The organism is Pontibacter sp. CAU 1760 (assembly GCF_054482735.1).
Genome location: NZ_JBTLRL010000001.1, coordinates 572,006 through 597,923, shown reverse-complemented (window position 1 = coordinate 597,923; position 25,918 = coordinate 572,006). Strand labels below are relative to the sequence as shown.

General features: G+C 51.7%; 21 protein-coding genes. 6 read left to right on the top strand and 15 right to left on the bottom strand.

Going from position 1 to position 25,918, the window contains the following annotated elements; all coding sequences use genetic code 11:
- Positions 1-29: 29 nt before the first annotated feature.
- Complete coding sequence (locus ACXYMU_RS02570) at positions 30-908, bottom strand: sulfite exporter TauE/SafE family protein (protein WP_458984777.1); 879 nt, start codon at positions 906-908, stop codon at positions 30-32.
- A gap of 458 nt (positions 909-1,366) precedes the next feature.
- Between ACXYMU_RS02570 and ACXYMU_RS02565 the strand changes: the two genes are divergently transcribed.
- On the top strand, positions 1,367-1,570 hold the full coding sequence (locus tag ACXYMU_RS02565) for a hypothetical protein (RefSeq protein ID WP_458984776.1): 204 nt from the start codon (positions 1,367-1,369) through the stop codon (positions 1,568-1,570).
- 327 nt (positions 1,571-1,897) lie between these two features.
- Positions 1,898-2,524 carry a DapH/DapD/GlmU-related protein gene (locus ACXYMU_RS02560; protein WP_458984775.1) on the top strand — a complete coding sequence of 209 codons (627 nt, stop codon included), beginning with the start codon at positions 1,898-1,900 and terminating at the stop codon, positions 2,522-2,524.
- 108 nt (positions 2,525-2,632) lie between these two features.
- Here the strand turns inward: ACXYMU_RS02560 and ACXYMU_RS02555 are convergent, their stop codons facing one another.
- From ACXYMU_RS02555 to ACXYMU_RS02540, 4 genes are all read right to left on the bottom strand, one after another.
- Positions 2,633-4,810 (bottom strand): carbohydrate binding family 9 domain-containing protein, encoded by a 2,178-nt coding sequence (locus tag ACXYMU_RS02555; protein ID WP_458984774.1) that lies wholly within the window; start codon positions 4,808-4,810, stop codon positions 2,633-2,635.
- A gap of 114 nt (positions 4,811-4,924) precedes the next feature.
- The gene (locus tag ACXYMU_RS02550) at positions 4,925-5,422 is read right to left on the bottom strand and encodes a hypothetical protein (protein ID WP_458984773.1); all 498 of its coding nucleotides are present in this window, start codon (positions 5,420-5,422) and stop codon (positions 4,925-4,927) included.
- 288 nt (positions 5,423-5,710) lie between these two features.
- Positions 5,711-6,886 carry an acyltransferase family protein gene (locus ACXYMU_RS02545; RefSeq protein ID WP_458984772.1) on the bottom strand — a complete coding sequence of 392 codons (1,176 nt, stop codon included), beginning with the start codon at positions 6,884-6,886 and terminating at the stop codon, positions 5,711-5,713.
- 206 nt (positions 6,887-7,092) lie between these two features.
- Positions 7,093-7,959, bottom strand: coding sequence for a creatininase family protein (locus ACXYMU_RS02540; RefSeq protein ID WP_458984771.1), 867 nt, complete (start codon positions 7,957-7,959; stop codon positions 7,093-7,095).
- 287 nt (positions 7,960-8,246) lie between these two features.
- On the opposite strand from ACXYMU_RS02540, the gene ACXYMU_RS02535 reads away from it, so the two are divergent.
- Positions 8,247-9,008 carry a creatininase family protein gene (locus ACXYMU_RS02535; protein WP_458984770.1) on the top strand — a complete coding sequence of 254 codons (762 nt, stop codon included), beginning with the start codon at positions 8,247-8,249 and terminating at the stop codon, positions 9,006-9,008.
- Between the two features lie 310 nt (positions 9,009-9,318).
- Here the strand turns inward: ACXYMU_RS02535 and ACXYMU_RS02530 are convergent, their stop codons facing one another.
- Complete coding sequence (locus tag ACXYMU_RS02530) at positions 9,319-9,849, bottom strand: peroxiredoxin family protein (RefSeq protein ID WP_458984769.1); 531 nt, start codon at positions 9,847-9,849, stop codon at positions 9,319-9,321.
- A gap of 58 nt (positions 9,850-9,907) precedes the next feature.
- Positions 9,908-10,675: an NUDIX hydrolase gene (locus ACXYMU_RS02525; protein WP_458984768.1), complete on the bottom strand. Its 768-nt coding sequence runs from the start codon at positions 10,673-10,675 to the stop codon at positions 9,908-9,910.
- A gap of 116 nt (positions 10,676-10,791) precedes the next feature.
- Between ACXYMU_RS02525 and ACXYMU_RS02520 the strand changes: the two genes are divergently transcribed.
- The 3 genes from ACXYMU_RS02520 (at position 10,792) to ACXYMU_RS02510 (ending at position 15,591) form a co-directional block, all read left to right on the top strand.
- Positions 10,792-12,708 carry a glycoside hydrolase family 3 protein gene (locus tag ACXYMU_RS02520; RefSeq protein WP_458984767.1) on the top strand — a complete coding sequence of 639 codons (1,917 nt, stop codon included), beginning with the start codon at positions 10,792-10,794 and terminating at the stop codon, positions 12,706-12,708.
- A gap of 313 nt (positions 12,709-13,021) precedes the next feature.
- Positions 13,022-14,545: a DUF1593 domain-containing protein gene (locus ACXYMU_RS02515; RefSeq protein WP_458984766.1), complete on the top strand. Its 1,524-nt coding sequence runs from the start codon at positions 13,022-13,024 to the stop codon at positions 14,543-14,545.
- A 95-nt stretch (positions 14,546-14,640) separates the two neighbouring features.
- The gene (locus tag ACXYMU_RS02510; RefSeq protein ID WP_458984765.1) at positions 14,641-15,591 is read left to right on the top strand and encodes a sugar phosphate isomerase/epimerase family protein; all 951 of its coding nucleotides are present in this window, start codon (positions 14,641-14,643) and stop codon (positions 15,589-15,591) included.
- Positions 15,592-15,698: 107 nt separating this feature from the next.
- Here the strand turns inward: ACXYMU_RS02510 and ACXYMU_RS02505 are convergent, their stop codons facing one another.
- The 8 genes from ACXYMU_RS02505 to ACXYMU_RS02470 all read right to left on the bottom strand — a co-directional run bounded on the left by ACXYMU_RS02505 (position 15,699) and on the right by ACXYMU_RS02470 (position 25,914).
- Positions 15,699-17,258, bottom strand: coding sequence for an AGE family epimerase/isomerase (locus ACXYMU_RS02505; protein WP_458984764.1), 1,560 nt, complete (start codon positions 17,256-17,258; stop codon positions 15,699-15,701).
- A gap of 233 nt (positions 17,259-17,491) precedes the next feature.
- Complete coding sequence (locus ACXYMU_RS02500; RefSeq protein ID WP_458984763.1) at positions 17,492-17,920, bottom strand: nuclear transport factor 2 family protein; 429 nt, start codon at positions 17,918-17,920, stop codon at positions 17,492-17,494.
- Between the two features lie 93 nt (positions 17,921-18,013).
- Positions 18,014-19,135, bottom strand: coding sequence for a bile acid:sodium symporter family protein (locus ACXYMU_RS02495; RefSeq protein WP_458984795.1), 1,122 nt, complete (start codon positions 19,133-19,135; stop codon positions 18,014-18,016).
- Positions 19,136-19,243: 108 nt separating this feature from the next.
- Positions 19,244-20,743: a mandelate racemase/muconate lactonizing enzyme family protein gene (locus ACXYMU_RS02490; protein ID WP_458984762.1), complete on the bottom strand. Its 1,500-nt coding sequence runs from the start codon at positions 20,741-20,743 to the stop codon at positions 19,244-19,246.
- Positions 20,744-20,807: 64 nt separating this feature from the next.
- Entirely contained in the window at positions 20,808-21,737 is a 930-nt protein-coding gene (locus ACXYMU_RS02485) for an RraA family protein (protein ID WP_458984761.1), read from the bottom strand.
- Between the two features lie 68 nt (positions 21,738-21,805).
- On the bottom strand, positions 21,806-23,089 hold the full coding sequence (locus ACXYMU_RS02480; protein ID WP_458984760.1) for a mandelate racemase/muconate lactonizing enzyme family protein: 1,284 nt from the start codon (positions 23,087-23,089) through the stop codon (positions 21,806-21,808).
- A gap of 40 nt (positions 23,090-23,129) precedes the next feature.
- Complete coding sequence (locus tag ACXYMU_RS02475; RefSeq protein WP_458984759.1) at positions 23,130-24,080, bottom strand: RraA family protein; 951 nt, start codon at positions 24,078-24,080, stop codon at positions 23,130-23,132.
- A gap of 256 nt (positions 24,081-24,336) precedes the next feature.
- Positions 24,337-25,914, bottom strand: a complete 1,578-nt coding sequence (locus ACXYMU_RS02470; RefSeq protein WP_458984758.1) for a SusD/RagB family nutrient-binding outer membrane lipoprotein — start codon at positions 25,912-25,914, stop codon at positions 24,337-24,339.
- Positions 25,915-25,918: the final 4 nt, after the last annotated feature.

Below are 25,918 nucleotides of genomic sequence, written 5' to 3'. Positions count from 1 at the left end.
ACAGGGCGATTTGTTATAATGAAGCTGGTTTACAGCAGGGCGAGCACCGCCATCGCAATCGTTCTCGTGCTGATCAGGATTACCAGCACTCCTACTATTAGCATAATGGTTTTTACTGGCAGACGACTGGCAAGCGAGGCGCCTACGGGAGCAGCCAGCACACCGCCCAAAATCAACCCGACAATCACCTGCCAATGCATCAGCCCGATCATGGTGAAGAACGTGAGCGAAGAGGCCAGCGCCACAAAGAACTCGGCCAGGTTAACGGAGCCGATGGTGAAACGAGGCGAGTTGCCGCGTGCCATCAGGGTTGATGATACAATGGGGCCCCAACCGCCGCCGCCGATAGAGTCCATGAAGCCACCGAAGATGGCAAGCGGGGCTACGTTTTTCACCTCCACTCCTTCTTTTCGGATCTGATAGGCTTTGCGGAGAATCAGGATGCCAAGCACAAAGGTGTAGCTCGACACAATGGGCTTGATGATGTAATCATACTCCTCCATGGAGGAGAGAATATATGCCCCCAGTATCGCCCCGATCACGCCGGGTAGCAATAACGTCTGGAATAGTTTGCGGTTCACGTTGCCGAACTTCAGGTGCATAAGGCCGGATACACCACTGGTAAATATCTCGGAGGTATGCACGCTCGCACTTGCCGCTGCTGCCGGTACACCCATTGCCATCAGAAAGGTGGTAGAACTCACGCCATACGCCATTCCGAGCGCCCCGTCAATCAACTGCGCCACAAAACCAGCCAGTATGTACATAAAAATGTCGGCCGTAACATGCTCACTCACAATGGCGGGCATGGCATTTAGCAGCAGGTGGTGCACACCAGTTAAAATCAGGACTGCCATCGCAGCCAGGGCAATTGTAAGGCTAGCGCCATACCAGTACATCGTCTTCATTCTTCTGCTTAACTTAAATACTTAGGTAATTTATCCATCCTAGTCAGAGCTCAACCTTCTCGTTGACAATGCAAATAAATATAAACTCTATGGATTTTGTAGACTTTACAGCTATTTTATTTTTCGCACGTTGTTTTATATCTTATATGTTATTGAAGCCTAGTTATGGTTGAGGCGAAATCATCGCCTACACTCCAATGTTTACACATTAATAATGTTCAATTTTTATTCCCTTAATTCTTGCCTGATTCTGAGAATCATTGACCCCTTTAAATACCTGTTTTACCCTATATAACTCCTACGTTCACAACCTTTTGCACTAATTACGAATTTTCAATGTTTAACAACAACAAAGTGCAACAGCGTACGTAAGCCGTAATTAATGCGTCCCGGTTAAATATAAAATATACTATCTATTTAACAATACCGAATCGTTCCACCTATTAGCATCGAAGCCCATGAAGAATATTATCAAGCTTGCTGTTTTCACCGTATTCATGTACTTCTTCGCAAACCAATTGCTGCTAGATCAACCCTCTTCGGCAGAACCTGCACAACCCGGAACAGACATCGTGACGCAGGAATCCCCTAGCCCAGACAAGCACACCGAGATGAGCGATACCCTTTACATTTCCCAAAACCAACATATTTCCGGAATTTAGTTAAGTAATAAAGGCTGTTTAAGCGCATCCAGGACTGATAATTAGCCTACTTTCACTTGCTGGATGTCGCTCGTCTCTTTTGCGTCATCTGCCAAACGATTTGCGATCCGGAGCTTCAGACAGCTACACAAAAGTTGGTGCACTAAAGCAGGAACCCCAAACCCTGATCAGCATCCATTATCCCTCCATCTTCAGCATTCTTGTAATTTTCGGAGTTAGCATTGGGCTTTATCAGGAAGGGTTCTGGCAAAGGCTCCATATAAAAGGCTGATGCAGGTTCTATAACAGAGATTATACAGCCTCAAAAGCGAATTTTAAACATTCTCATTGCCTAATACGCCGCTCATGCACTTCTCCATCGACAGCTACCTTGCAAGCTTTTCCGTTTTGTTCCCTGCGCACAAACACAACCTGCCCTGGCAAGTAACGCAAAACCTGAGCGCTGTTTTAGAGGGTATGATTCGTGAACTGGACGACAGCTATACCATCACAGCAGGCGTGGCGGTGCACCGGTCGGCTACGGTGGAACGGAATGCCGTGCTCAAAGCGCCAGTTATTGTGTCGGAGAATTGCTTTATTGGGGCCAATGCCTATTTGCGGGGTGGGGTTTACCTGGGAAAAGGCAGCGTGGTAGGCACGGGCTGTGAGGTAAAAACCAGTGTGATCATGCATCACAGCGCCATCGCGCACTTCAACTTCATCGGCGACAGCCTGATCGGTAGCCACGTCAACTTCGAGGCGGGCGCTGTTATCGCCAACCATTTTAACGAGCGCACCGACAAGCAAATTCGGTTAATAGTGCGCGGCGAGATCATCCATACCAACACCGAGAAGTTTGGTGCCTTAGTAGGCGACCACAGCAAGATAGGCGCAAATGCCGTGCTCTCTCCGGGTACAGTCCTGGAGCCTAATGCTATTGTGAAGCGCTTGGAAATGGTGGAGCAAAAGGTCTAAACGGCTCGGGTATAAATTTTGGCATTTATACTTCTTACGCTCAGTTTATACCATAGAGCAGTACCCACGTTTTCAAAAAAAAGCAACCTCTCCCATCGCTTCTCTACTCTACTTATTCCACCAATAAGTTAGCTTCAGAACCAAGGCTCGGCTCCGGATATTGAAAGGTGCTGGCAGGTAATTGTCGGTGTATACGATGAACAGGTCGGAGGCGGGTTGGTAGCGCCATTGGAAGCGGGTATTGAGGTTGAGGTTGTTGGCCTGCTCGTTATACTGCAGGAAATTGGAGAAGAACAGCTTGTTCGTTAGCGTCACGTTCACCCTAGAGCCAACCAGCCAGAACTTCGTATCCCCCGATTGCTCCGGTATGCGGATGTCGTTGTAACTGGCGTTGGCCTGGATATTCACGTAAGGCTGAAACCGATAGCCTACCTCCCCGGCCAGGTTCGTCCAGGAGCCATTATCGTAATACTGGCCGAAACGCGTGCTAAAGCCATAGGTAAACACGCTCTGTGGCTTCGATGAAAAATCCGTTCGCACGGCATTCCAGTGGTGCGCTGTGCCGGTGGCAAGTGGCTTTTGCCCGGAGTTTGTCGGGTCGAAGGGTTGCAGCAGCTTCACGTACTCGTCAATCAGTATAACCGTAAACTGGCTCTGCGACCGGAAATTGAGGGTATAAAACAGCAGGTTAAGGTTATCGGTCCGGTTCAGGTTGCTGTCGAAGAAGTAGGTGGTACTCAGCCGGGGGCCATGGCTCAGCACCGGCCCGCCGCTCGGGAAAAAGAGCCGGCTCACCGAGGGGCTGACCTTGAAATAGTTCCGACGAGGCACATACCCCACCTCCGCGGTAAAGTCATTCCCCACATACTCTTCTTGCAACTGAAAGGAATAATGCCGGTTCCTGTATTCCAGGCTTGCCGCCTGCGCCAAATCGTTTCCTGCCGCACCCGGAGAAAAAGACTTCAGCACAAAGGCTTTGCCGGTCCAGGCGTTGTTCGCGGAAGCCAGATTATACTCCAGGCCGATATTGCGGTTATACTGCGAGTACGTGGGGTGCAAGGTATCCTGCTCCGGCTTATAGTTCAGCGACTCTTTGTTAACGAATAGCAAGCCAACGCTGGAGCGCGCAAACACCCGGCGCTGCAAGGTCGCGATGGCAAAGTTCTGGGCTGGCAAGCCGGTTTCCTCCACGGGGGCCGTCTGCATGTCCATCAGCCCGATGCGCCAATCCTTGTTGAGCTTGCCGCTGAGGCGGGCACCCGCCCGAATCGGTACCCCCAGGCCAATACGGCGCGAGAAAAAGGGCCGGATCGTGGGGCTGCCGAAGTTCCCGAACAGGTCGCCGTTCTCGAGGAAGAACTGCCGCCGCTCCGGAAAAAACAGCTCAAAGCGGTCGAGGTTGGTCACCTGCCGGTCTACCTCCACCTGCGAGAAATCAGGATTAATGGTCAGGTCCAGGTTGAGCGCCGAGGTGATGCCGATCTTCACGTCGGCCCCGACTTTTTTCTGATAAGCCGAGGCCTCTCCCCGCTCATGGTTTTTGGAAACGCCGCCCAACACATACGGAATCACAGAAACATTTGCTCCCGTAACCGGCGGTGGCTGGTCCCAGACCAGGTTGCCGGAATAGGCCAGCGAGGCCGTCGGGAACTGCCGGGGCACAGGCGCCCAGCTCGATTTTTCGGTCGTCTTCAAATCCAGGCGGCTGAAGTTGATGCCCCAGCGGCTGATGCCTTTTTTATACCGGATCGTCGTGAACGGGATGGCCAGCTCGAACACCCATTTCTCCGGGTCGTTCTTCACCACCGACACCCATTTATTGTCCCAGTTCAGGTCCACGCTGCCACCGTTAAACATGGTGCCGTCCCATTGCGCGCCCGCCGCATTAGAGCCAAAGGTGAAGCCATTCGTCTGGTCATCGAACGGGTCCATGAAAAGCAGAAAGTTGTCGTTTTTGCCAAACTCAAAATCCCGGCGCAGCGACTCCACCACATAGGGCCCCGGCACGGCATGGTAGCAATGCGCAATCAGGTATAGGTTGTTATCGTCATAGGTCATCCGCACCTCCGTGCGCGACCTGGCAAAACTGGTATCCATGGGCAGCACCATGAAGAAGTCTTTGGCCACCGCCGTCATCTGCCAGGCCTCCTCGTCCATCACGCCATCTATCTTTATGGGCAAATTGGTTTTCTGGATCGGCAACTGGTAAGCTTCGTTTTTCTTCTGAGCCAGGGCCGGTAACCACAGGAACCCCAGTAAACATAACAGAAGGTATTTTTTTGACATAATGCTTGATTGACGCTGTCCGGGGCCCAGTATGATAAAAAGCGAAGCTGCATTTGTTGACTTCGGGTATGTGATGATATGGCGCAGTTCTATTTAAGGGTTTTCTGGCTGTATTTATTCTACCTGAGGAGAAATACTCAAAGACCACTTTTCAGTGGTATCATAACTCCTGCCGCCCGATATATAATGCCCTAGGTAGGCAACACCAGCAGATGGAATTATCAGCAAATAAGCTGGGGGATACAAAGCAATCGTACCTACTAAATAGCCTACCATTACAAAGTAATATCCAGCGCCAGCCACTACTCCACCGCTGACTTTTCTAACTACGTTTCCTTTTAATTTTCCTTTTATGGATGTAATCTCGCCCAAAGCAACCGTGTCTGTTGGAGATGCAAGCAAAGAGTCACCGATTACAGAATAATCGACCAAGGTGAACCTCTTTCCGTCAGACGTTTTGATCTTGATTGGTTTGTTAGCCTTAATTTTTAGCTCTATCGGTTTTGACGCTCCGTTCTTACTCAGCAGCAGTACAGAACCATCAACTCTCTTGTTTTGTGCAGTACAGCAGCAGTATGAGAGGACAAGCATGACGAAAAGTAGTTGTTTCATAGGTGTTTCTATAAGTAAATATTCCAGCTAACAGAAGGATAACCCGTTTCATTCACGGCAAACCAGACACTAAGCTACCTGCCGTTCTGTAAAGAAACCTGTTAGAAATAGAGGTCCCCTTCCCCCGGGAGGTGAAGCTAATACAACTTGCGGAGGTAAAGGCACGCTGCGACCAAGATCCTTTCAGGATGATAGTAAGAGGAGCATGAAACAACCTTATTCCTAAAAGGGCCGCACCCAGCTGGGAAATATATTTTTCAAGAAATCTCTCTCCTCGCAATTAAGATTTTACACCTTTATATAAACCCGTTTCCTGTCCATCCAGTAGCCGATGGCCCATAGCAGTAGCATGTAGGAAACTGCAAAAAGCAGCGAGGCGTTATTGGGCTGTAGCCACGACAGGTAGCCATTGGAATAGATCCAGCCGTTCAGGGACAGGCCCTCCACGCGGCTCAGGCTCATCAGGCGCACCAGCACCCCCGACATGGCATAGATAAAGAGCGGGTTGCGGCCGAACACCTCAAAGAAATAAGTCCAGCCTTTATACCCCGCCACTTCAATCACCAGCATCAGCACAGCCAGTATACCCAAATCAAGGCCGATGGTATAGAGCACATAAGAACTCGTCCAAATGGGCTTGTTGATTGGGAAGTAGATATCCCATACCAGCGCAGCAGCAGCTAAGATGGCACCCGCTACCGCCAGTTTCAGCACCGTGCCCCGGTTATTGCCCTGCCGCTGTATGAATAACCCCGCCAAAAAGCCGCCAATCACGTTCACAACGGCCGGTAAGGTACTCAGCAGGCCCTCCGGGTCGAACGGCAACCCAAAGCCTTTGTAGAGGTTCGCGGCCGGCAGCACCAGCAAATCGAACTTCAGGGCCGCATTACCCTCCAGGCTGTACGGGTCCGGCTGGTTGCCGAAGAGGTATAGGATTGCCCAATAGCCAAACAGGGCAACGGCACTGAAAACAATGGCCCCCTTCACTTTGAGGTAATGCACCACCAGCGATGCGATTAGGTAGCAAAGCGCGATGCGTTGCAGCACGCCCATGATCCGGATGTTGGAAAAATCGATCGCCACCAGTTCGCTTGCTTCGTTCCGCGTCACGAATGGGAAGGTGTTCAGCAGCAGCCCGACCAGGAAGATAAGGCCCGTACGGGTAAACACTTTCCGCAGGAATACGCTCTCGGGCTGTGTCTCAAACTTGCGCATACTAAAGCTCATGGCATTGCCCACCACAAACAGGAAGGTCGGGAACACCAAATCGGTAAGCGTGAAGCCGTGCCAGGCCGCGTGCCGGAACGGGGCATAAATGTTTTGCCAACTGCCGGGCGTGTTCACCACGATCATCAGCGCGATGGTCATCCCGCGCAGCACATCCAACGAAAGGTAGCGCTGCCGTGTCGGTTCCTGCAGCAGGCCATCTGCTGTGGCCATGCTTGCCGTGAAGAGTTTATTCATACCATTTTATTTTATGATGAGTACCTGATGCTTTGTCTTGGTTGATTTGGTTTAATGCTGAATTTAAATGTGTAGCAGATGTAAACCCACCCCTAACCCCTCCAAGGAGGGTAATTCCACGTTCCCGCTTACTGGGACGCTATCTGGCGCGGATTTGCAATCCGTGCCTTCAAATAAAGGAGGATTTGTAATCCGACGAACAGCTCCTATTTCCCTCCGACTTTATCCACTTTATCAAAGTATTCTTTCTGGAGTTGCAGTGTTTTAGTATCGGATTTCACGGCTTTCAGCGCCTTGGTGAGGGCTTCTACTTTATTGTCGGTTATCAGCTTTCCCAGTTCCTTGGTCGCTTTTTCGGCTTGGCCGGCATAGTGGTTCGGGTAGCTGGCATACCACCAGATGCCGGTATAAAGATTCGGCAAATCGCCCAGGCGTTTCAGGTTCTGGCCGGATTCCTGTGTGGCACGCTCCTGCTTCACGAGGTCGGGCCGCAGGTATAGCAACGACGAGGTTTCGTTCTCGCCGCCGTGCTGGTCGCCGGCAGGGTCGGTTTTGCGCATCTTTTTCATCTTCTCTGTAAAATCAGCGTCCGGTGTCGGGTCAAAGAAGTAAACAGCATAATCGCGGCGCTTCTCCAGTTGCGCCTGCACGAAATAGCGGAGCAGTTGCGGGTTGCCGCCATGTCCGTTCACAATCACAATCTTGTCAAAACCATTTCGGGCGATCTCCTCCACCGTGGCGTCCAGCAGGTCCCATACCAGGCGGCTAGGCAACGAGAACGTGCCGGGCTGGTGCTTGGCCTCGTTTATCTGCCCGTAAAAATAATCTGGAAACACCACCGCATACTCGTTTTTAGTGGCACGCGCTGCCCACTCCCGCACATGAATCAGGTCGGAGCCGATGGGGGCCTGCATGCCGTGTTTCTCCAATATACCGATGGGCAGGATGCAGGTGCGGTTCGATTTTTCCAGCGCTTTTGGCCAATCGCTGGCTGTGAGTTCGTCCCAACGCGCCGGTATATTCTGGGCAAAGCAAGAGGTGGAAAAAAGCAGGAGCAGTACAAGTGATTTCATAGGCTGGCAGTAAGTAGTGTGAGTAAGAAAATTTTACATCAAGATAGAAAAATCCGGATAGTACTGCTACACATTTAAGCAATTTGTAATCAGTGTTATGGCATTGACTACATTCATGTACTAAATCGTTTTAAAGATGCTCAGTAGCTATAACCGGATTAGAATTATCTGCCGCAGAGGGTATAAAAACAGCGGCTTTTGTTATCTTAGGAATAGTGTTCCGTTAACTACTCTTTCATTACCAGAACGCTTATCATACAGCTATATAACCATTCTAAAACAAACCCATGAGACCATACATACTAGCCGAAACAAACTGGAGAGAGATTCAGCAGCACACCTTCGAGGTGGCTGTTCTGCCTTGGGGCGCCACGGAGGCCCATAATTACCACCTCCCCTACGCCACCGACATCATCGAGGCGGATTATATTGCTGCTGAGGCCGCTCGCAAAGCCTGGGAAGCCGGAGCCAAAGTCATCATCCTGCCCACCATACCCTTTGGCGTGAACACCGGGCAAACCGATATCCTGCTGGACATCAACATGAGCCCCAGCACACAGGCGGCTGTGCTTAATGATGTGATCGAGGTGCTGAACCGACAGGGAATTAAAAAGCTCCTAATCCTGAACAGCCACGGCGGCAACGACTTCAAGACCATGCTGCGCGAGTTGGGCCTGAAGTACCCGGAGATGTTTCTGTCGAGTTGCAACTGGTTTCAGGCGATGGACAAGCCTGCGTTTTTTGAGCATCCCGGCGACCATGCCGACGAGATGGAAACCAGCCTGATCCTGCACCTGCGCCCTGACTTGGTTACTGCGCTGGAGGAAACCGGCGATGGCCGCGACAAAAAACCGAAGATCAAGGCCTACCGCGAGGGTTGGGCCTGGGCCGAGCGCAAATGGAGCCAGGTAACGGAAGACACGGGCGTAGGCAACCCCAAGAAAGCCACTGCCGAAAAAGGGGAGAAGTTCTTCGAGGCCGTCACCGTTAAAATGAGCCAGCTGTTCATCGACCTGGCAAAGGCTGACTTGAATGATTTGTATGAGTAAAAATCAAACCACCCCCTGCCCCCTCCTTGTCCAAGGCGGGGAGTCTGCTTTTGCTTTAGAACGGCCTTTGTGGTGTAGCTAACGGTTCAGGTAAAACTGTTTTTTTTAATCCTTTCTAAAATACAGGCTCTCGCTAAACGCTTTATCGGTGAAAGGACTAAGAACAACTCCCCTCCTTAGATTAGTGAGAACGCGAGTTCGAAACTAACGAGCGTAGCTCTGAGGGGTTGGGGGTGGTTGGACCCGGCAACACCAAGTCCGGAAACTTCTCTGATGCTACAGCAGGTGAAATAGCAGCAGAAGAGATAAACTACAGCACCGGCAGAATCTGCTCAATAGGAGTCTCGCCGATAAAAGATTTCACCAAACGTCCCTCCTCAGAATACACGAAAAGCGAAGGAGCCTCGATTGGGCCTACTTGTTCCAGGATGTCGTTGATGGTAGTGGTGGCGAAATGCACGTTCTTCAGGTCGGCTAGTTTGTAAGTTTCAGCAAACTGACGCTGCTGTGCAAAGCCGGCATCTGAAACGAAATAGACTTTATACCCCTCAAACGCTTCCAGGTTCTCCTGTATCTGGGTGGCTTCGCGCTGGCAGTGGTCGCAGTCCGGCTGGTAGAGTACGAGCACCGTTTTGCCCTTTAGGTTTTTTGCTATCACTCGAGAGCCGTCCTGCAATAGCATCGGCAACATAGGTAGGTCATTAGAGGTTGGCTGGGTCTGGGTCGGGCTCTCAACGGCTACTTCTTCCTCGGCAGAAGACGAGGTCTTGCGGACATCCAGAAATACTATCAAGGCCAAAGCCAGCAGAGCCAATACTACAATGATGATTCCCTTCTTCATGACGCGCAGGTGTTTTTATGCAATATAAGAAAATAGCTAAGCAAGTGCATGGCAGCGGCTACCATCCCTGCTGCAAACCATCCTCCAAAGCGGCGGCATATTTCTCCTTGTCAAAAGAATAGTAGTAGGGTGCTTTGTGGGCCACGCCCTGCTTCCGCTCTTCCAGGCGGTTCAAGATGCCGTAGCCCAGCATCTTCCGCTGGAAGTTGCGGCGGTCGAGTTGCTTGCCCAGTATGGTTTCGTAGAGGCGTTGCAGTTCAGGCATGGTAAACTTATCGGGCAACAAGTTATACCCGATGGGCTGGTCGTTAAGCTGCTTTCGGAGGGTTTCCAAGGCTTTCTGCAGAATCTCCGAATGGTCGAGTACCAGGGGCGGCAATTCCTGCAGGTCCCACCAGGCGCAAGCCTCGGAAATGGCATCGGGTTGGGGCACTGCGTTAGAGAAATCAACCAGCGCATAATACCCTACTGTGATGAAGCGCTGCAAAAACCAATGCTGCTCATCAGCCACGATACCCGATGAGGCCAGCATTTGCCGGTTTAACTGGATGTCGTTGCGCGCCGGATTGCCGAAGGTATAGAATTGCTGGAGGAAGATATTTTGCAGCCCCGTCCGTGACTGCAGTACCCGCACGGCGGCCTCCTCCATGTCCTCGTCTCTGAATACAAAGCCCCCCGGCAGCGCCCACTTGGCGGCGGCCTTCATCTTCAGGAGCAGGACCTTCAGCTGGTTATCATGAAATCCAAAAATCACGCAATCCAGCGAAAGTCCGGGGTGTAAGCCCTCCCCGCCCTGATGCAACACATCGCCTTTCTGTTCTTCCAAGTCCTTGTTGATTTCTTTCTCAGTCAGACAAATATAACATGCTGCGCTGCAAAAAGACAGAAAATATACTTACATTGTGTCATAAAGACACAAACAAATCGACAAACCTACCGCATATGCTCCACCGTTTATCCACTACGTTTCGGCAAAAGCTGCCCCTGGCCTTGCTAATGGGCAGTATGGCTTGCAGCACCACGCAGCCATCTACCAACGACACTGTTACCGCCACGACCACAAATTACCGCGACCTGAACAAGAACGGTCGCCTGGATGTGTATGAAGACAGCGCGCAACCCCTCGAGGCACGCGTTAGCGACCTGCTGGGCCAGATGACGCTGGAGGAAAAAGCGGGTATGATGTTCATCAACGGCACCTTTATTAACGAGGATGGCACGATTGAGAAAACGCCGGAAACGAAGGGGATGGCTGCCCGCCTGCCCGCCCCGGCCGAGTCCATCAACGACAAGCACATGAACCACTTCAACTTCTGGCAGGTGCCGGGCACAAAAGCCCTGGCTTCGGGGTATAACGCCATCCAGAAAGTAGCGGAAGGCAGCCGTTTGGGTATACCCGTTACAATTGCCTCTGACCCGCGCAACCACTTCAGTGAAAGCATTTTCTCGATGGAGGCCGGCGGTTTTTCGCAGTGGTGCGAGCCGCTTGGCCTGGCCGCCATTGGCGACGAGGCCCTGACCCGCAACTTCGCCGACATTGCCCGCCAGGAATATATGGCCGTGGGCATGCGCGAGGCCCTGCACCCGCAGGTAGACCTGGCCACGGAGCCCCGCTGGGCACGCATCGGTGGCACGTTTGGCGAGGATGCCCAGCTTTCGGCCCGTATGGCCAAAGCCTATATCCTCGGTTTCCAGGGCGAGAAGCTGGGCCCGAACAGCGTGGCTTGTATGACGAAGCACTTTTCGGGCGGAGGTCCGCAGAAAGAGGGCCTCGATCCGCATTTCGAGTTTCAGAAAGGACAGGTATATCCCGGCAACAACTTCGACTATCACCTGATCCCGTTTGAAGCTGCCTTTGAGGCTAACACAGCCGCCATCATGCCTTACTACGGCGTGCCGACCGGCCAAACAGACGAGGACGTGGCTTTTGCTTTCAACAAGGCCATCATCACGGGCCTGCTCCGCGAGAAGTATAAATTCGATGGCGTGGTGTGCACCGACTGGGGCCTGATCTCAGACGCGAACATGGGCACGACCATCTGGCCGGCGCGCGCCTGGGGCGTGGAGCAGCTTAGTGCCGAGGACCGCGTGAAGAAAGTGATTGACGCCGGCGTGGACCAGTTTGGCGGCGAAAGCGTGCCGGAACTGGTGGTACAGCTCGTGAAAGCGGGCAAACTCACCGAAAGCCGCATCGACGAATCCGTACGCAGGTTGCTGCGCCAGAAGTTCCAGCTCGGCCTGTTTGATAACCCTTATGTGGATGTGGAAAAAGCAGTGGAAGTGCTCAGCAACCCCGCCTTCAAAGCGGCAGGCGAGGCATCACAGCGTCGCGCCATGACGCTGCTGAAAAACGACAAGAACGTGCTTCCGCTACAGCCAGGCAAGCTAAGGCTCTATGTAAAAAACGTAAACCCTGAGGTAGCAGCGCAGTATGGCACTGTGGTGGAAAACCCGGAAGAAGCCGACATGGCCATCATCCGCCTGAAAACACCTTGGTACCCGGTGGAGACGAAGAACCCCTTTGCCCTTGGCTTCCACCACGGCGACCTCGACTTTAAGGGCAAGGAGAAAGCCGAGATCCTGCAACTGCTCAAGACCGTGCCCACCATCGTGGACATTAACCTCGACCGTCCGGCTGTCATTCCCGAGATTAGCAAAGCCGCTAAGGGCCTATTCGCCGATTTTGGAGCCAGCGATGCCGCAGTGCTGAACGTGATCTTCGGGAAAGCCAGGCCAGAAGGCAACCTGCCCTTCGAACTGCCCTCCTCGATGGAGGCCGTGCGCAACCAGAAGGAGGACGTGCCTTACGACTCCAAGGACCCGTTGTATAAATTTGGGTTCGGGCTGCGGTATAAATAACTGATTGTTGCATGCACAGGAGCTAAATGGTTGAAGAGTATTGTCATTTCGAACGCAGTGAGAAATCTGGGGCACTTCATAAGTTCGCAGTATTTTAGATTTCTCACTGTGCTCGAAATGACAGCTTCATCCCTTAAGTTGACGGTATCGGGGTTTGAGGGTCGCACTGTTTGAGCTCGTATTCCGTTAAGCTATACCTGCTTTCCATGCCTGGCGAAAAGTAATTTTCAACGATTCAACCAGGCAGCCATTTCCGACTTCATTACTGCATCACCCCTAGCTAAATTAGAGAATAGAACCGATGAAGAAACCGATGACACGACTGATCAGCACCCTATTAGTTTTAATGGTGACGCTATGGGCCGGTATACCGTTAGCTGCCACCGCGCAGGGCACTTCCAAACCGCGCACCATCGTCACCACCGACGGCGAGGTAGACGATGTAGACTCCTTCATCAGGATGCTGCTGTATGCGAATGAGTTTGACGTGGTGGGCTTGGTGTACAGCAGCTCGCAATGGCACTACGCTGGCGACGGCAAGGGCACGCTTTTCACCTCCGAAATGCCGAGCACAAAGGAGCGGTATGGGGAGCGCACCGAGTTGCGCTGGCCCGGCACCACCTGGATGCAGCACTATATAAACCAATATGCCAGGGTATACCCCAACCTGCAGTTGCACGCCGCCGGTTACCCTTCTCCGGAGTATTTGCGCAGCCTCGTGAAAGTGGGCAACATTGCCTTTGAGGGGGAGATGGCACAGGATACCGAGGGCTCCGACTTCATCAAGGCCATTCTACTGGACGACAACACAAGCCCGGTGTACCTGCAGATCTGGGGTGGCACTAACACGGTGGCCCGCGCCCTGAAATCCATCGAGGAAACATACAAAGGAACACCACAGTGGCCGGAGGTATACCGGAAGGTGTCTGAAAAGGCCATTATCTACGCGGTGCTGGACCAGGATGCCACCTATCAGAAGTACGTAGCCCCAAACTGGCCCGAAATAAAGGTGCTTTACAACTCCGACCAGTTCTGGAGCTTCGCTTACCTGTGGCCCAACGTGGTGCCCGCGGAGTTGCAGCCTTACCTGGGTGGCAAGTGGTTTGCAGAGAACATCCGGTTTAACCACGGCCCCCTGCTGGAAGGCTACTACCTGTGGGGCGACGGGAGGCAGATAGACGGCGACCCGGAGCACACGCACGGGCAAATGGCCGAAGCCGCCAAATACAACCGAAGCCAGTATGATTTTATATCTGAAGGCGACTCCCCTGCTTTCTTTTACCTGCTCGATGTAGGACTGCGCAGCCGCGAGGATGCTTCTTATGGCGGCTGGGGCGGCCGCATGGTGCAGTCCGAGAGCAACCCTAACCGTTGGGAGGACGGCAAGCACGTCACCGACTTCAACCCCTACACCAGGAAGCAGGACACCACCTACCCGCAGACGCGCTGGGTGGATGTGCTACAGCAGGACTTTGCCGCCCGTGCCGACTGGTGTGTGCTGCCCTACGAAGAGGCCAACCACGCGCCCGCCGTGCAGCTCAATCACCCACAGGATTTAGTGGTGAGGCCTGGGCAGAAAGTTGTCTTGCAAGGCATCGCCACCGACCCGGACGGCGACGCCCTGAGCTACCGTTGGTGGCAGTATGATGAGGTAGACACGTTTCCGGGTAAGGTAAAACTGCAAAATCCAGATAAGCCCAAGGCATCCTTCACCGTACCGAAAGATGCCCAGAGCGGCCAAACCATCCACCTCATTCTGGAGGTGAAGGACGCCGGCACTCCTAGCCTGACCCGCTATCAACGCGTGATCGCAACCGTTACGAAAGCAGGCAGCTAGCGATTTCAACCAAAAGCAGTATCTTACTGATGGGTTTTACCTATCCCTACTTTCTCTCAGTTATACCGGTACACACAACTTCTTAAAACTTATACATGATAAACAGAAGACACTTTTTTAAGACCACTGGCGCCCTTGCCTTGGGTAGCCTGCTGCTCCCTTCCTGCTCTGGCAGCGCCGTTGACCAGGCAGAGGCCGAAAGCGCAACAGCCGAAACAGCTAACACCGTGCGTGCGGCATTGCCTGCCCCTGGCCTGCAACTTTATACTGTTAGGGAGCAACTGGACAAAGACCTGCAAGGCACCTTGCAGCAGATTGCGGCCCTGGGCTATGTGAACATGGAGTCTGCCGCCGGCTCGAAAGGCCATTACTATGGCATGAAGCCGAAGGAGTTTGCCGCTATGCTGGAGGGGATGGGTATGAAACTGCGCAGCAGCCACGTGTTGCTCGGCACCCAACTTCCCGAGGAAGCCCCCCTCCCACCCGAGTTCCTGACCCTGACCAACGGCATGCAGCAACTGGTGGACATGGCCGCTGAATCAGGCCAGGCCTACCTGACCTGCGCCTTTCTGTTCCCGAGCGAACGCAAGACCATTGACCAGTACAAGCGCGCCATCGAGCTGTTTAACAAAACGGGCGAGGCTTGCAAAAAAGCTGGGCTTACCTTTGCCTACCACAACCACGACTTTGAGTTCGAGACGCTGGAAGGCCAGCGCCCTTACGGCCTGATCCTGGCCGAAACAGACAAGGACCTCGTGAAGATGGAACTGGACCTGTATTGGGCCACCAAGTCCGGCAACGACCCGGTAGCGTTGTTCGAAAAACATCCGGGTCGCTTCCCGATGTGGCACGTGAAGGACATGGACAAGACTGAGAAGAAGTTCTTCACGGAGGTTGGCAACGGCTCTATCGACTTCAAGCGCATCTTCGACAAAGCCGAAGTGGCCGGTTTGGAATATTACTTTGTGGAGCAGGACCAGACACCGGGCAACCCAATGGAAAGTATCAAAACCAGCTACAACAACCTGACCAATATCCTGGGCTAGCCCACTACAGACTACACCTGTTTAAACGGCTCCCTACGAGTATAGGGAGCCGTTTTGCTTTTTTGAAATTAGTGTACCTATGGCTGATGCTTGCAGAAAACGATTTCTCATATAGACAGCGAACGACTTGTAGTAGACTGATTGCCTTGCAAATCAACAGCTCTAATGGTCAGCTTTTTCCCTTTTGGATGGTTAACCAGTGGGATAGCATAGCTTGTTTGTGGTGTGAAGCCTACTTTTTCTCCATCTAAATAAATGTTATACCCACGCACGTTTCTGTTGTCCGTCGATTTGTCCCATTGCATGACCAACGCGCTCTTAAGCGTTTTGGCCTTCAGGTTTTGGGGCGTGGACGGGGATGTCTTATCAGGATGTAACCGTTGCACCACATTGGCAAGCGCGCGAAACTGGTGATAAGAGGCCTTCCAGATCTGGGCTTTCAGGGCCGTCTTCTGCTTTGGCTCTTTGTCTATACCCCCTGGGTACCAATCGCCATGCTCGTGGTCGATGATGTACTTGTCGATATAATTCCACTGCTGCAGGAAAAGGTCGTAGTAAGGCAGCGCGTCGTTCGGGTATAGGTCAGACATCAACAGCAATGTGTTCAGGCCCTCAGCCTGCGCCCACCAGTTCTTCGAGTCGCGGAGAATAGTGATGCCCTCTTTCCCTTTAAAGTAGTAGCCGCCATCGTAAAAACCGCCCACCGTGTTGTCAAAACCGGTGCGGATGGTATGGTCGGCCATTTTCTTGGCTATCTGCATGGTTTTGCTGTCGTGTTCCAGGCCCAGCGCATGCGAGGCCTCCAACATGAGGTAAGCCGTTTCGATGTCGTGCCCGAAGGAGACTTCGTCGAGGTGGTGGTTTTTCCGGATCACGTCCTCTGTCGAGTCGCGAAAGGAAACGGGTTGCCAGTCGGGGGTGAGGAAAAGCGTAAGGTAACCTTTGTCTGTAACGATGGTGTCGCGCACCAGCAGCAGCATTTCCTGCAGCCGCTCCCGCACCAGCGGGTCGGGCCATACCTGGTAAAGCTCCGTGAAAGCCTCCAGCAAATGGATTGAGCTGTTCTGGTCTTTATACCCCACCTCCGAATCTGCCGGTGTTTGGGCGGTGCGTCGCACCGGCGTGCCGTCCTTTTCCAGGGCCTGGAAATAGCCTTTGTGCACGGGGTCGTGGCTGTGTTGCTCCAGCCACGCGAAGGTTTTCTTGGCAAGATTCAACGCACTGGTATCACCGGAAGTTTGGTAATAGGCCGCAAGGCCGTAGATGGCGAAAGCATTTCCATATGCTGACTTGGCGGCTCCGCCATACCCCTGCCGCCCTTCGGCTTTCACGTTGCCCTGCTGATCGACCAGGGTATAGAAGCCGCCATTGGTTTTGTCCCACATCCTGTCTCTCAGAAAAGCCACGCCATGCCTGGCGCTGCTTAAGTAGTGAGCCACATCGGGGTATAGCTGGGCGGCTTTCGCGTTCGACCATATATGGCGCGCCTGCGTCACGATCATTTTGTCTTGCGGGCCTGTTGGTTTCCAGTCGTAAGTATAAGTGCTCGTGAAGCCTCCGTGTTGCCTGTCCACGGTCTGCGGATACCACTTGTTCAGCATTTCGGTCTTGATGGACTCTTCAATTTCAGCTGCAAGCCTGACGCGGGCACCATCTTGAACAGTCAAGCGAAAAGCAGTTAAACTCAAGGCGGTGGCTCCGACAAGCAATGCCAGGACATTTCGTTTTAGTCTCATCAGATTGCTTTAACTGATTACATCCTTTGTTACTACCCTACTGCACAAGCATAGCGACCGGTTTCTACTGTCATCACAATTGTCTTGCCGATGTATTTACAGAAAGCACACGAAAGCTAAAGCCTCACTACTCGAAGGGGGCATTGCTTACCAGTTTGCAGACACTATAGCTTAAAAGCCTGCCTGGCCAGTAGCTTCCAATGCCCTTTCTGCTTTTGCCAGATCAGCAAATTCCCAATCCGGATGTTGACTCGATTCCCGTTATTAGTTGCTTCGGAGGAAAAGATATGGCGCACGATGGCCGTGTTACCAGCTATCCGGACAGACTGGTCACTTACGTTTATCTTTAAAAAATCAAAGGCGCCATTTACCACATCATCCACAAAAGCCGCTTTGTCCTGTACTTTACCACTTGAATGGCCATAGCTAAGTTCTTCTGCTGTAATATTGTTCAACTGGTCCTTGTCTGCGCTTACCATAGCCTGGTTAAACTTTTCGACAGCAGTGGCTACCTCGGCGGCCTCTTTCGACTGTGCCTTGGCTGCAAACACCAGCAGCAAAAGACCAATAACTGGAATTAGATATTTTTTCATAACGCTGTTGCCCTCAAACTTCTTAACTTTTTTTCTCCTGAAACTCGCATTGTAAACCAATTGCGCAAAACCTGCACGCCCATACAGTAAATGCTAGCGTTTCACTAATTCGGGCTCATCCGTATCCACTGTTTCGTTATACTCGCCGGCCGGTGGCCTACGGTGCCAGTAGGAGGCCAAAACAGAACCAGTGATATTCATCAGCGGGCCAAAGACAGCCGGAGCCAGCCCTACAGTAGCAATCTTACCCATGCCTTTGGCAATACCTGATGCGAGCCCTCCGTTTTGCATCCCCACCTCAATAGCGATCGTGCGGCAATCCCGCTCATTCATCCGGAACAGGCGGCCTGCCCAATAACCGAGGCCATACCCGGCTAGGTTGTGCACCAAAACCAACACAATAAGCAGCGCCCCTATTTCCAGTAGGCTGTCACGCCCAGCAGCGGTGATGATCACGATAATGAAGGCAATCCCAAACATCGAGACTAAGGGCATGGCATCGTCCAGCCACTTGGCCTTCCCGCTCAGCAACTTGTTAAACAAGAGCCCTGCTCCAATTGGCAGGATGACCATCTTCACGATATCCCACATCATATCTAAAATCTTGATCTCTATGAATGCACCTGCCAGCAGGCTCATAAGCAAAGGCGTGAACAAGGGGGCCAGCAGTGTCGTGATGGCAGTAATAGTAATGGAGAGAGCCAGATTTGCCTTCGCCAGGTAATTCATTACGTTAGAGGCCAAGCCACTCGGCGAGCACCCAATCAAGATCATACCCGCCGCAATTTCCGGACTGAAACCACTTACGCTGGCTAACGCGAAACCCAGAAAGGGCATAATACTGAACTGACAGAGTATACCGATAATAACGCCTTTGGGCATACGGGCTACCCCAATAAAATCATGGACGCTCATCGACGTGCCCATCCCGAACATGATTAATTGAATAAGCGGCGTAATGAGCACCGCAAACTGGAAACCACCGACCTCTACAAAGTAACCCGGGTAGTAGAGCGCCATGGTGACTACCGCAAAAATCATAACTGTGTAAGAGAAGCCCCGCAGGTGCGCATACCCCCTGAAACCCACTGCAAGTGCGGCAAAAAAAGCAATGAAAAAGGGGCCGGCCTGCGCGATGCTGCTGCGCAACGTAAGCGCAAGACCAGCTACAAGGCAAGCTACCGCTAAGCCCAGTGCAATTTTGTATATGTTGATTTGTTTCAAAGCATTACTGTTTAAATGTAAAAGCTGAGACGTCTCAGGAAAGCACATCATACCGCCTGGCGAAAAGCCATTGCTTATTGCCAGGAGGTATGAAAGCCATTAACTAAACACTCTGTCATGAGACCTTCTCTCGTCCCATTGCTTGGTAGGCGCGAAGAAACTTTTGTCACGCGGGTGCAAATGCTTTTTCACCACTTCTTCATTCAACTCTATCCCCAGACCGGGCGCATCCAGCGGCACGTTGGCAAAGCCTTTTGTAATCATCGGCTGGCCGTCTGTGGTTTTCACAAGATCTTCCCACCAAGGCAAATCCACGGAATGGTGCTCCAGGGCCAGGAAGTTTTGTGTGGCTGCAGCGCAATGCACATTAGCCATAAAAGAAACCGGCGTACCGGCCTGGTGCATGGCCATCGCTATACCATTTTCTTCGGCATAGTCTGCAATTTTTTTCGTCTCCAAGAGGCCTCCGGAGCTGGCCAGGTCCGGGTGGATGATATCTACGGCACGCTTATCAATCAGGGGCTTAAAGTTCTTTAGCAGGTATATATCCTCGCCAGTTGTTAGCGGCGTTTCCAGCGCATCAGACATCGTTTTCCATTGGTCGGTCAGCTCCCACGACACAATATCCTCTAGCCAAGCCAGCCTGTACTTGTCAAGTGCTTTGCCTAACCGTATCCCTTCATTCATACCAAAATGCCCATAGTGGTCAGTTGACAGTGGAATCTCATACCCGATCAGCTTGCGCGTGTTTTCTACGATATTGGCCAGGTGGTCCAAGCCCTTTTCAGTAATTTGTATCTGCGTAAAAGGATGCGCTGTGTTACTATAGGACATATAGTTGCTTTGATCGCCCCACTGCGACAATCTGCCCTGCGCATCCTCCCAGAACTTGGAGTTTACTACAGTACCCGGTATACCTTTCAACTCCCCAATAGAAACGTCCATCTTCAGCCATGTATACCCTTGTTCTTTAACTCGGAAGTTCACCAGTTTTGCCTGCTCCTCCGGCGACCCTGCCTCCGGCGTATCAGCGTACAACCGTATTTTATCACGGTATCTTCCGCCTAAGAGCTGCCAAGCCGGAACATTATAGGCTTTCCCACACAAGTCCCAGAGCGCCATTTCCACACCGCATACACCGCCTGCCTGGCGCGAAGGGCCACCAAACTGCTTGATAGATTTAAATATCTGCTCTACGTTACATGGATTTTGGCCTAAGATCCGGCTTTTAAGCATCAGCGCATACCGCGGGTCAGCGCCGTCTCTCACCTCACCCAACCCGTATATTCCCTGGTTTGTATCGATCCGGATGATAGCGGTGCCCCCCAACACCGAGGTTAAAGCGTAGCGCAAATCCGTTATTTTAAGGTCCGATGGCCTTGAGTCGCGTTTAACTTTAGAAGTGCTCTGAGCCAGGGAGTCTTCGATCGACATGCCCATAAAACCGCCCAATGCTATACCACCCAAGGCCGTTTTTTTCAGGAAATCGCGGCGATTATCTTTGGTGGCGGGATTGCTAATTTCTGCCTGTCGTGCTGCAGCATCCGCTGCTTCCTGTGTTTTATTGGCGGCTATAATTTGCTGTAAAATGCTTTTCATGACACTAACGTTTATGGTATCGGTAATGAATTAAATTATTGAGAATCAAACCAGTGGAGTGGTGCTACCACGTTCTGTTTTTCATGTACTCGTCCAACTCGTTGCGGCTCATGGGGAGATCTTTCTTAGCTTTAGTCCATTGCACGAAATCGTTTTTGATTTTGTCGTTCCACTTGCTGTCTACCTCGCCAGGGGTATATTTCCCCTCGCGCAACCGTTGGTGCCCAAACTCATCCCGCAGGGCAATAAACTCCGCATTGATTACTAACTCCTCCACCAGGTGCGAGGGGATGAACACAGTTCCGGCCTGCTTAGCCAGCACCACATCGCCGGGCATCACGGTGGCACGCCCGATCCTGATGGGCACGTTGATGCCGCTCAGCATCATTTGCTGTATATAGGAAGGGTCCTGTCCTTTTATCCAGCCGTTGAAACCCTTGATTTCGCTTAGCCCTTCCACATCGCGCACGGAGCCGTAAAAAATAACCCCACGCTTGGACTTGGCATAAATAGAGTTCCCGAGGTTGTCGCCAATCAGGGTTCCATCCACGATTTTGCCGTAGCCATCGGCCACGTAGATATCGCCTTCCTTCAGCACATCGATCGGCCAGGAATTTGTCCCCCCGGCCTGGCTGCGGCCCTCTGCTTTTCCCTTTTCTTTCAGCACCTTCTCCATATCGGGGCGTAACGGCATATACTGCGCAGTTACCACGCGGCCGGTCATAGCGCTATCTGGGTGTATGACCATCCATTCGCCTTCATATTGGTTCATATACCCTTTGTTACGGAGCACTCCCCAGGCTTCTTCAATAGAGATATTCTTCAGTCTTTTCAGGTATTCATCCGGTACCTTCGGCCTTCCGTCCGGGTAGCGTTCGCCTTTCCACTCTGAGGTAAGGGTTTTGATTTGATCGGATGTAGGGGTAACCTGTTGTGCTGTTGCCATAAAGCCCGACAAAAGGAAAACCGCTATCCACGTTAAATTTTTCTTCATGAAAGTTGCTAGTATGTATTACAGAAATTGTATGATGATCATGGATCAGTCAAAAGAGAGTCAATAGCTTACACAAAGAAGGGATATCCCTTTGTCGCATATTTTTTCATCCCTTCCTCATTTATATCCACCCCGATACCCGGCTTGTCTCTTAAAACAATGTGCCCGTCTTTGATCATGTCGCCTTCAAAAGTGACAATGTCTTTGAACATAGGGTCTGTGTGGAAATACAGCTGCCATTCCAGGATGGCGAAGTTTGGTACTGACGCACATACATGACTAGAGGCCATCGCCGCCAGGTAGGAACCTACCATGTGAGGGGAAAATGGCACGTAGTGCAGGTTCGCCAGGTTGGCGATTCTCTGCCCCTCACCCAAACCTCCGGCTTTCTGAAGGTCTGGCATCACCATATCGGCAGCACCTATCTCGAGTAAGCGGCGGAAGCCGTGGGCGAGGTAAAGGTTTTCGCCCACACAAATCGGTGTGCTGGTAGAATCTGTGATCAATTTGAGGGCATCCACGTTCTCTGCAGGAACCGGTTCTTCCAGGAACATCAGGTTTAGCGGTTCCATCATTTTGGCGACGCGGTGGCCGGTGGTGGCATCATAGCGGCCGTGCATGTCCACGCAAATGTCGATATGAGGCCCTACTGCCTCCCGTACGGCAGCAATCTGGTTGTACATTCTTTCCAACTCAGCCGGGCTGGCAGTCCAGTTGTAGTGGTCATACTTATTGGGGTCGCTTGCTTCGTCTATGTCGAGCTTTACAGCCGTAAACCCTCTTTTCACAACGTCTTTGGCGGCTGTGCCATACATCTGGGGAGTTGGGTTCCTTTCGCGGTAAGCCGCCGTGTCGCAATACACCCTGATTTTGTCCCGGTACTTGCCTCCCAGCAGCTGATACACAGGAACGCCCAGAGCCTTTCCTGTCAGATCCCAGAGGGCAGTTTCGATTGCCGAAAGTACAGCGATATACATTCCGCCCTGTGCCCCTTCAAAGAAGCCCGATTTTCGCACATCTTCAAAAAGGCGGTTTACATTCAGCGGGCTTTTGCCTTTTATGCGCTCCCCGAACATCTTCACCAAGTGGTAGGTGCCGGGTGTCGCATCAACCGCCTCCCCACAACCCCAGATTCCCTGGTTGGTGTGCACTTTCACAAAGAGACTGTGCCCGTTGCGAATGTAGCCGGCTTTGATGTCGGTTATCTTAAGGTCTGAAGGACTGGAGGCTAAGGGTGCCTTTTGAACAGCGGCTTCCAAACCCTGCCCGAACGTGGACATTAAAGTGACACCGGCCAGGCCAGCCATACTGCTTTTGGTTAAAAACGAGCGTCTCGATTGTTTATTTATCATGTCTCTTTCTCTTATTCAGCTTGTTATAGATAGTTTATACTTACCAGGTGCGGGTTTTCAATAACTCCTGGATTTGTTCCTTTGGAACCGGCAATTCGTTTGCGTGGTCATTTAGCCACTTTGAAAAATCCTTCTCTATTTCCGGGGACCAGCGGTTGTCAATTTGGCCTGCTGTGTATTTCTGCTCGCGCAGGCGCTGATGGCCGAACATGTCCCGCAGCCTGACTACTTCAGAGGTTTTCACTACCTTCTCTACCAGGTGAGGGGGTATAAAACTAACTCCTCCATCCCGGCCTAAAACGATGTCGCCGGGCATCACCATCACATTGTCAATCCTGGTGGGCTTATTGATGCCTACCAGCGTGGTATTAAGTTCACCATCAGGATTGTTCAAGTGGTGCGAAGGGTGGTAGCTTTTTACATAGGAGGTGAAGGATCCAATCTCTTTCAAACCTGCTAAATCCCGCACAGCTCCTCCGTACACAATGCCGTTTCCTGATTTGGCAAAGATGGAGTTTGCCAGGTTATCACCGATCGTGGGGCCGTTTTCATGGGCACCAAACTGGTCGGCTACATATACATCGCCTTTTACCAGCATGTCGATGGGCCAGGAGTTCTGATCTTTGATCCTTCCATCCTTTTTTTGGCCTTTTTCGGTTATCACCCGCTGTACATCGGGTCTGCCAGGCATAAACGTCGCCGTTAAAGCGCGCCCCACCAGCACACTATCTGGATTCACAACCAGCCATCCATCCGCATACTGGTGCTTATAATTTTCCCCTTTCATAACCGACCATGCCTCTTCATGCGTCACCAGCTTCATTCTCTTGATAAGCTCATCCGACACTTTCGGACGACCATCGGGAAATCTTTCCCCCTTCCACTGCGGTGTCAGGAAAAGCAGCTCTTCCCTGGAAATTTGCTGAGCCAGCGAAACAGTAGAAAAACTTAGAAATAGGATAAAAAGGGCACAAAAACTGACCTTTCTCATACAATGTTTGTTTAGTGATTTGATGGATTACGTTTCTGAACTCACTGTCATGCGGGTGCATCGTCGCAAGCAAAACCTCTGGTGCTTTGCCAGCGCTGTTAGCCAGACACCTGGTGCTTAAAGGCATAGCAAGCCTTATGCTGATCATTTTGGAGAGGGCAAAACTCAATCTCACAAAGCCTTACCCTCTCCATCATGATTCCCGCATCAATAAGAAATGAAGGAAATTGTACCGCCAGAGCGGATAGGTCTACCGTTAGTCCACCACATCCCAGAATATCGGGTTACCGAGCGTGTTGCCCCCCATCCGCGCTATTGCCTCGTTTACATTCTTCTCATTAACAGACCTTTCTCTCAGCGGGTAGGGCAGCCTGCGGATAAAGCCGCCCCCGATATCGTTCACAGAAGGATCCTGGCTCGGATAATTGGTAGGCTTTAATTTTGGATAGCCACTTCTACGGAAGTTAGACCAGGCTTCCTGGAACTGCAGGAAAGAAGCAACCCAGTATTGCTCATTTATTTGCTCCAGGGCTCGCGACGGGTTATAGGCAATTTCAGGCTGTGCCAAGAATGCGGCCACCTCTTCGGGCGTAATGTCAATGTTGGCCCCCTCAGTTACACCACTGTAAGCCTCCATCTGTTCCATATGTGCCCGGATACCGGCTTGATAATATTCCTGAGCCACAGCTTCACCTCCCTGAATATACCCCCGGTGCGCTGCCTCAGCTAAAAGAAGGGCTGTCTGGGCATGCGTAACCAGAAACTCAGGTCTGTCGAGTTGCAGTACAGTCCTGCGGTTAAACTGGGAGTATTTAAAGGCAGCCCCAATCTTACCCGGGAAACCAGGTGCACTGGCTATGTTAGTGTCATCATAACCGTATGGCATCCCTTGCTGGTCCTTCGGAGTCGTGTTCTCTGTTCCTAACGATCCTATGGTCCCGGCAGGGTTCTCGTATTTTACAGCAATGTATTCCAGGCGCGGATCATCTGTGCTTTGAAGGTATTCAACGAACGGAGCTCCTACATAATAGTTAAGCCGCTCGGTAGCCAGCAGCGGAGATGACATGGGATGGATAAAAGTACTGCTATAGGGAACATAAGCATTGTCCTCATTAGATGTTATTACACCTCCTCTTGCAGGATCAACCGCTGTCGTTACAATGGATTGCGCCTTTGCCTGATTAATTTCAGTATACCGCATCCCGGTGCGCAGCAAAAGCGAATTTCCAAGCTTTTTCCACTTCTCAATATTTCCCCGATAAAATAAATCTCCCGGCACCACATCCCCGTCTGGTTTCAATGCATCCGTGGCCTGCTGATATTCCTTTATGATGTCCTCGTATATAACCGAAGCCTCATCGTACTTTGGTAAGTAAGTGCTCTCCAGAAAGCCTTTGCCTGCCTCAAAGTAAGGCACATCCCCATAGGTGTCTACTAAAATCTGAAAGCTGTACGCACGCCAGATTCTTGCCATATTGTAGAGGTTGCTCCGCTCCGGCTTATCCTTGGTCATCTCAATAACAGCAGTCAGATTTCTGATTGTCTGTGTATAGAGGTCGTTGAATATGGGTGCAGACTGAATTTCATTAACCAAATTGAGGTTGCCGCCTGCCACAAATCCTGAATATGGTATCTGCACTTGCTGAACAATGGCCGCCTGATAACCCAGCGTACTGACTGCGGAAGTTCGCTGTGCATCCGAGAACAGGTACACAGGGTCAAGCATAGTTGGTTGTATAGGATTGGTGTTTATTTCTTCAAAATCCTTGTCGCAGCTGCCTGCACCTATTAGCAAGGCAACCAGAACCACACATTTATATATATTCTTTATCATGATG

Coding starts and splice junctions, on each gene's coding strand:
- ACXYMU_RS02570 (WP_458984777.1), bottom strand. CDS start 908: ATGAAGACGATGTACTGGTATGGCGCTAGCCTTACAATTGCCCTGGCT.
- ACXYMU_RS02565 (WP_458984776.1), top strand. CDS start 1,367: ATGAAGAATATTATCAAGCTTGCTGTTTTCACCGTATTCATGTACTTC.
- ACXYMU_RS02555 (WP_458984774.1), bottom strand. CDS start 4,810: ATGTCAAAAAAATACCTTCTGTTATGTTTACTGGGGTTCCTGTGGTTA.
- ACXYMU_RS02550 (WP_458984773.1), bottom strand. CDS start 5,422: ATGAAACAACTACTTTTCGTCATGCTTGTCCTCTCATACTGCTGCTGT.
- ACXYMU_RS02545 (WP_458984772.1), bottom strand. CDS start 6,886: ATGAATAAACTCTTCACGGCAAGCATGGCCACAGCAGATGGCCTGCTG.
- ACXYMU_RS02540 (WP_458984771.1), bottom strand. CDS start 7,959: ATGAAATCACTTGTACTGCTCCTGCTTTTTTCCACCTCTTGCTTTGCC.
- ACXYMU_RS02535 (WP_458984770.1), top strand. CDS start 8,247: ATGAGACCATACATACTAGCCGAAACAAACTGGAGAGAGATTCAGCAG.
- ACXYMU_RS02530 (WP_458984769.1), bottom strand. CDS start 9,849: ATGAAGAAGGGAATCATCATTGTAGTATTGGCTCTGCTGGCTTTGGCC.
- ACXYMU_RS02520 (WP_458984767.1), top strand. CDS start 10,792: ATGCTCCACCGTTTATCCACTACGTTTCGGCAAAAGCTGCCCCTGGCC.
- ACXYMU_RS02515 (WP_458984766.1), top strand. CDS start 13,022: ATGACACGACTGATCAGCACCCTATTAGTTTTAATGGTGACGCTATGG.
- ACXYMU_RS02510 (WP_458984765.1), top strand. CDS start 14,641: ATGATAAACAGAAGACACTTTTTTAAGACCACTGGCGCCCTTGCCTTG.
- ACXYMU_RS02500 (WP_458984763.1), bottom strand. CDS start 17,920: ATGAAAAAATATCTAATTCCAGTTATTGGTCTTTTGCTGCTGGTGTTT.
- ACXYMU_RS02490 (WP_458984762.1), bottom strand. CDS start 20,743: ATGAAAAGCATTTTACAGCAAATTATAGCCGCCAATAAAACACAGGAA.
- ACXYMU_RS02485 (WP_458984761.1), bottom strand. CDS start 21,737: ATGAAGAAAAATTTAACGTGGATAGCGGTTTTCCTTTTGTCGGGCTTT.
- ACXYMU_RS02480 (WP_458984760.1), bottom strand. CDS start 23,089: ATGATAAATAAACAATCGAGACGCTCGTTTTTAACCAAAAGCAGTATG.
- ACXYMU_RS02475 (WP_458984759.1), bottom strand. CDS start 24,080: ATGAGAAAGGTCAGTTTTTGTGCCCTTTTTATCCTATTTCTAAGTTTT.
- ACXYMU_RS02470 (WP_458984758.1), bottom strand. CDS start 25,914: ATGATAAAGAATATATATAAATGTGTGGTTCTGGTTGCCTTGCTAATA.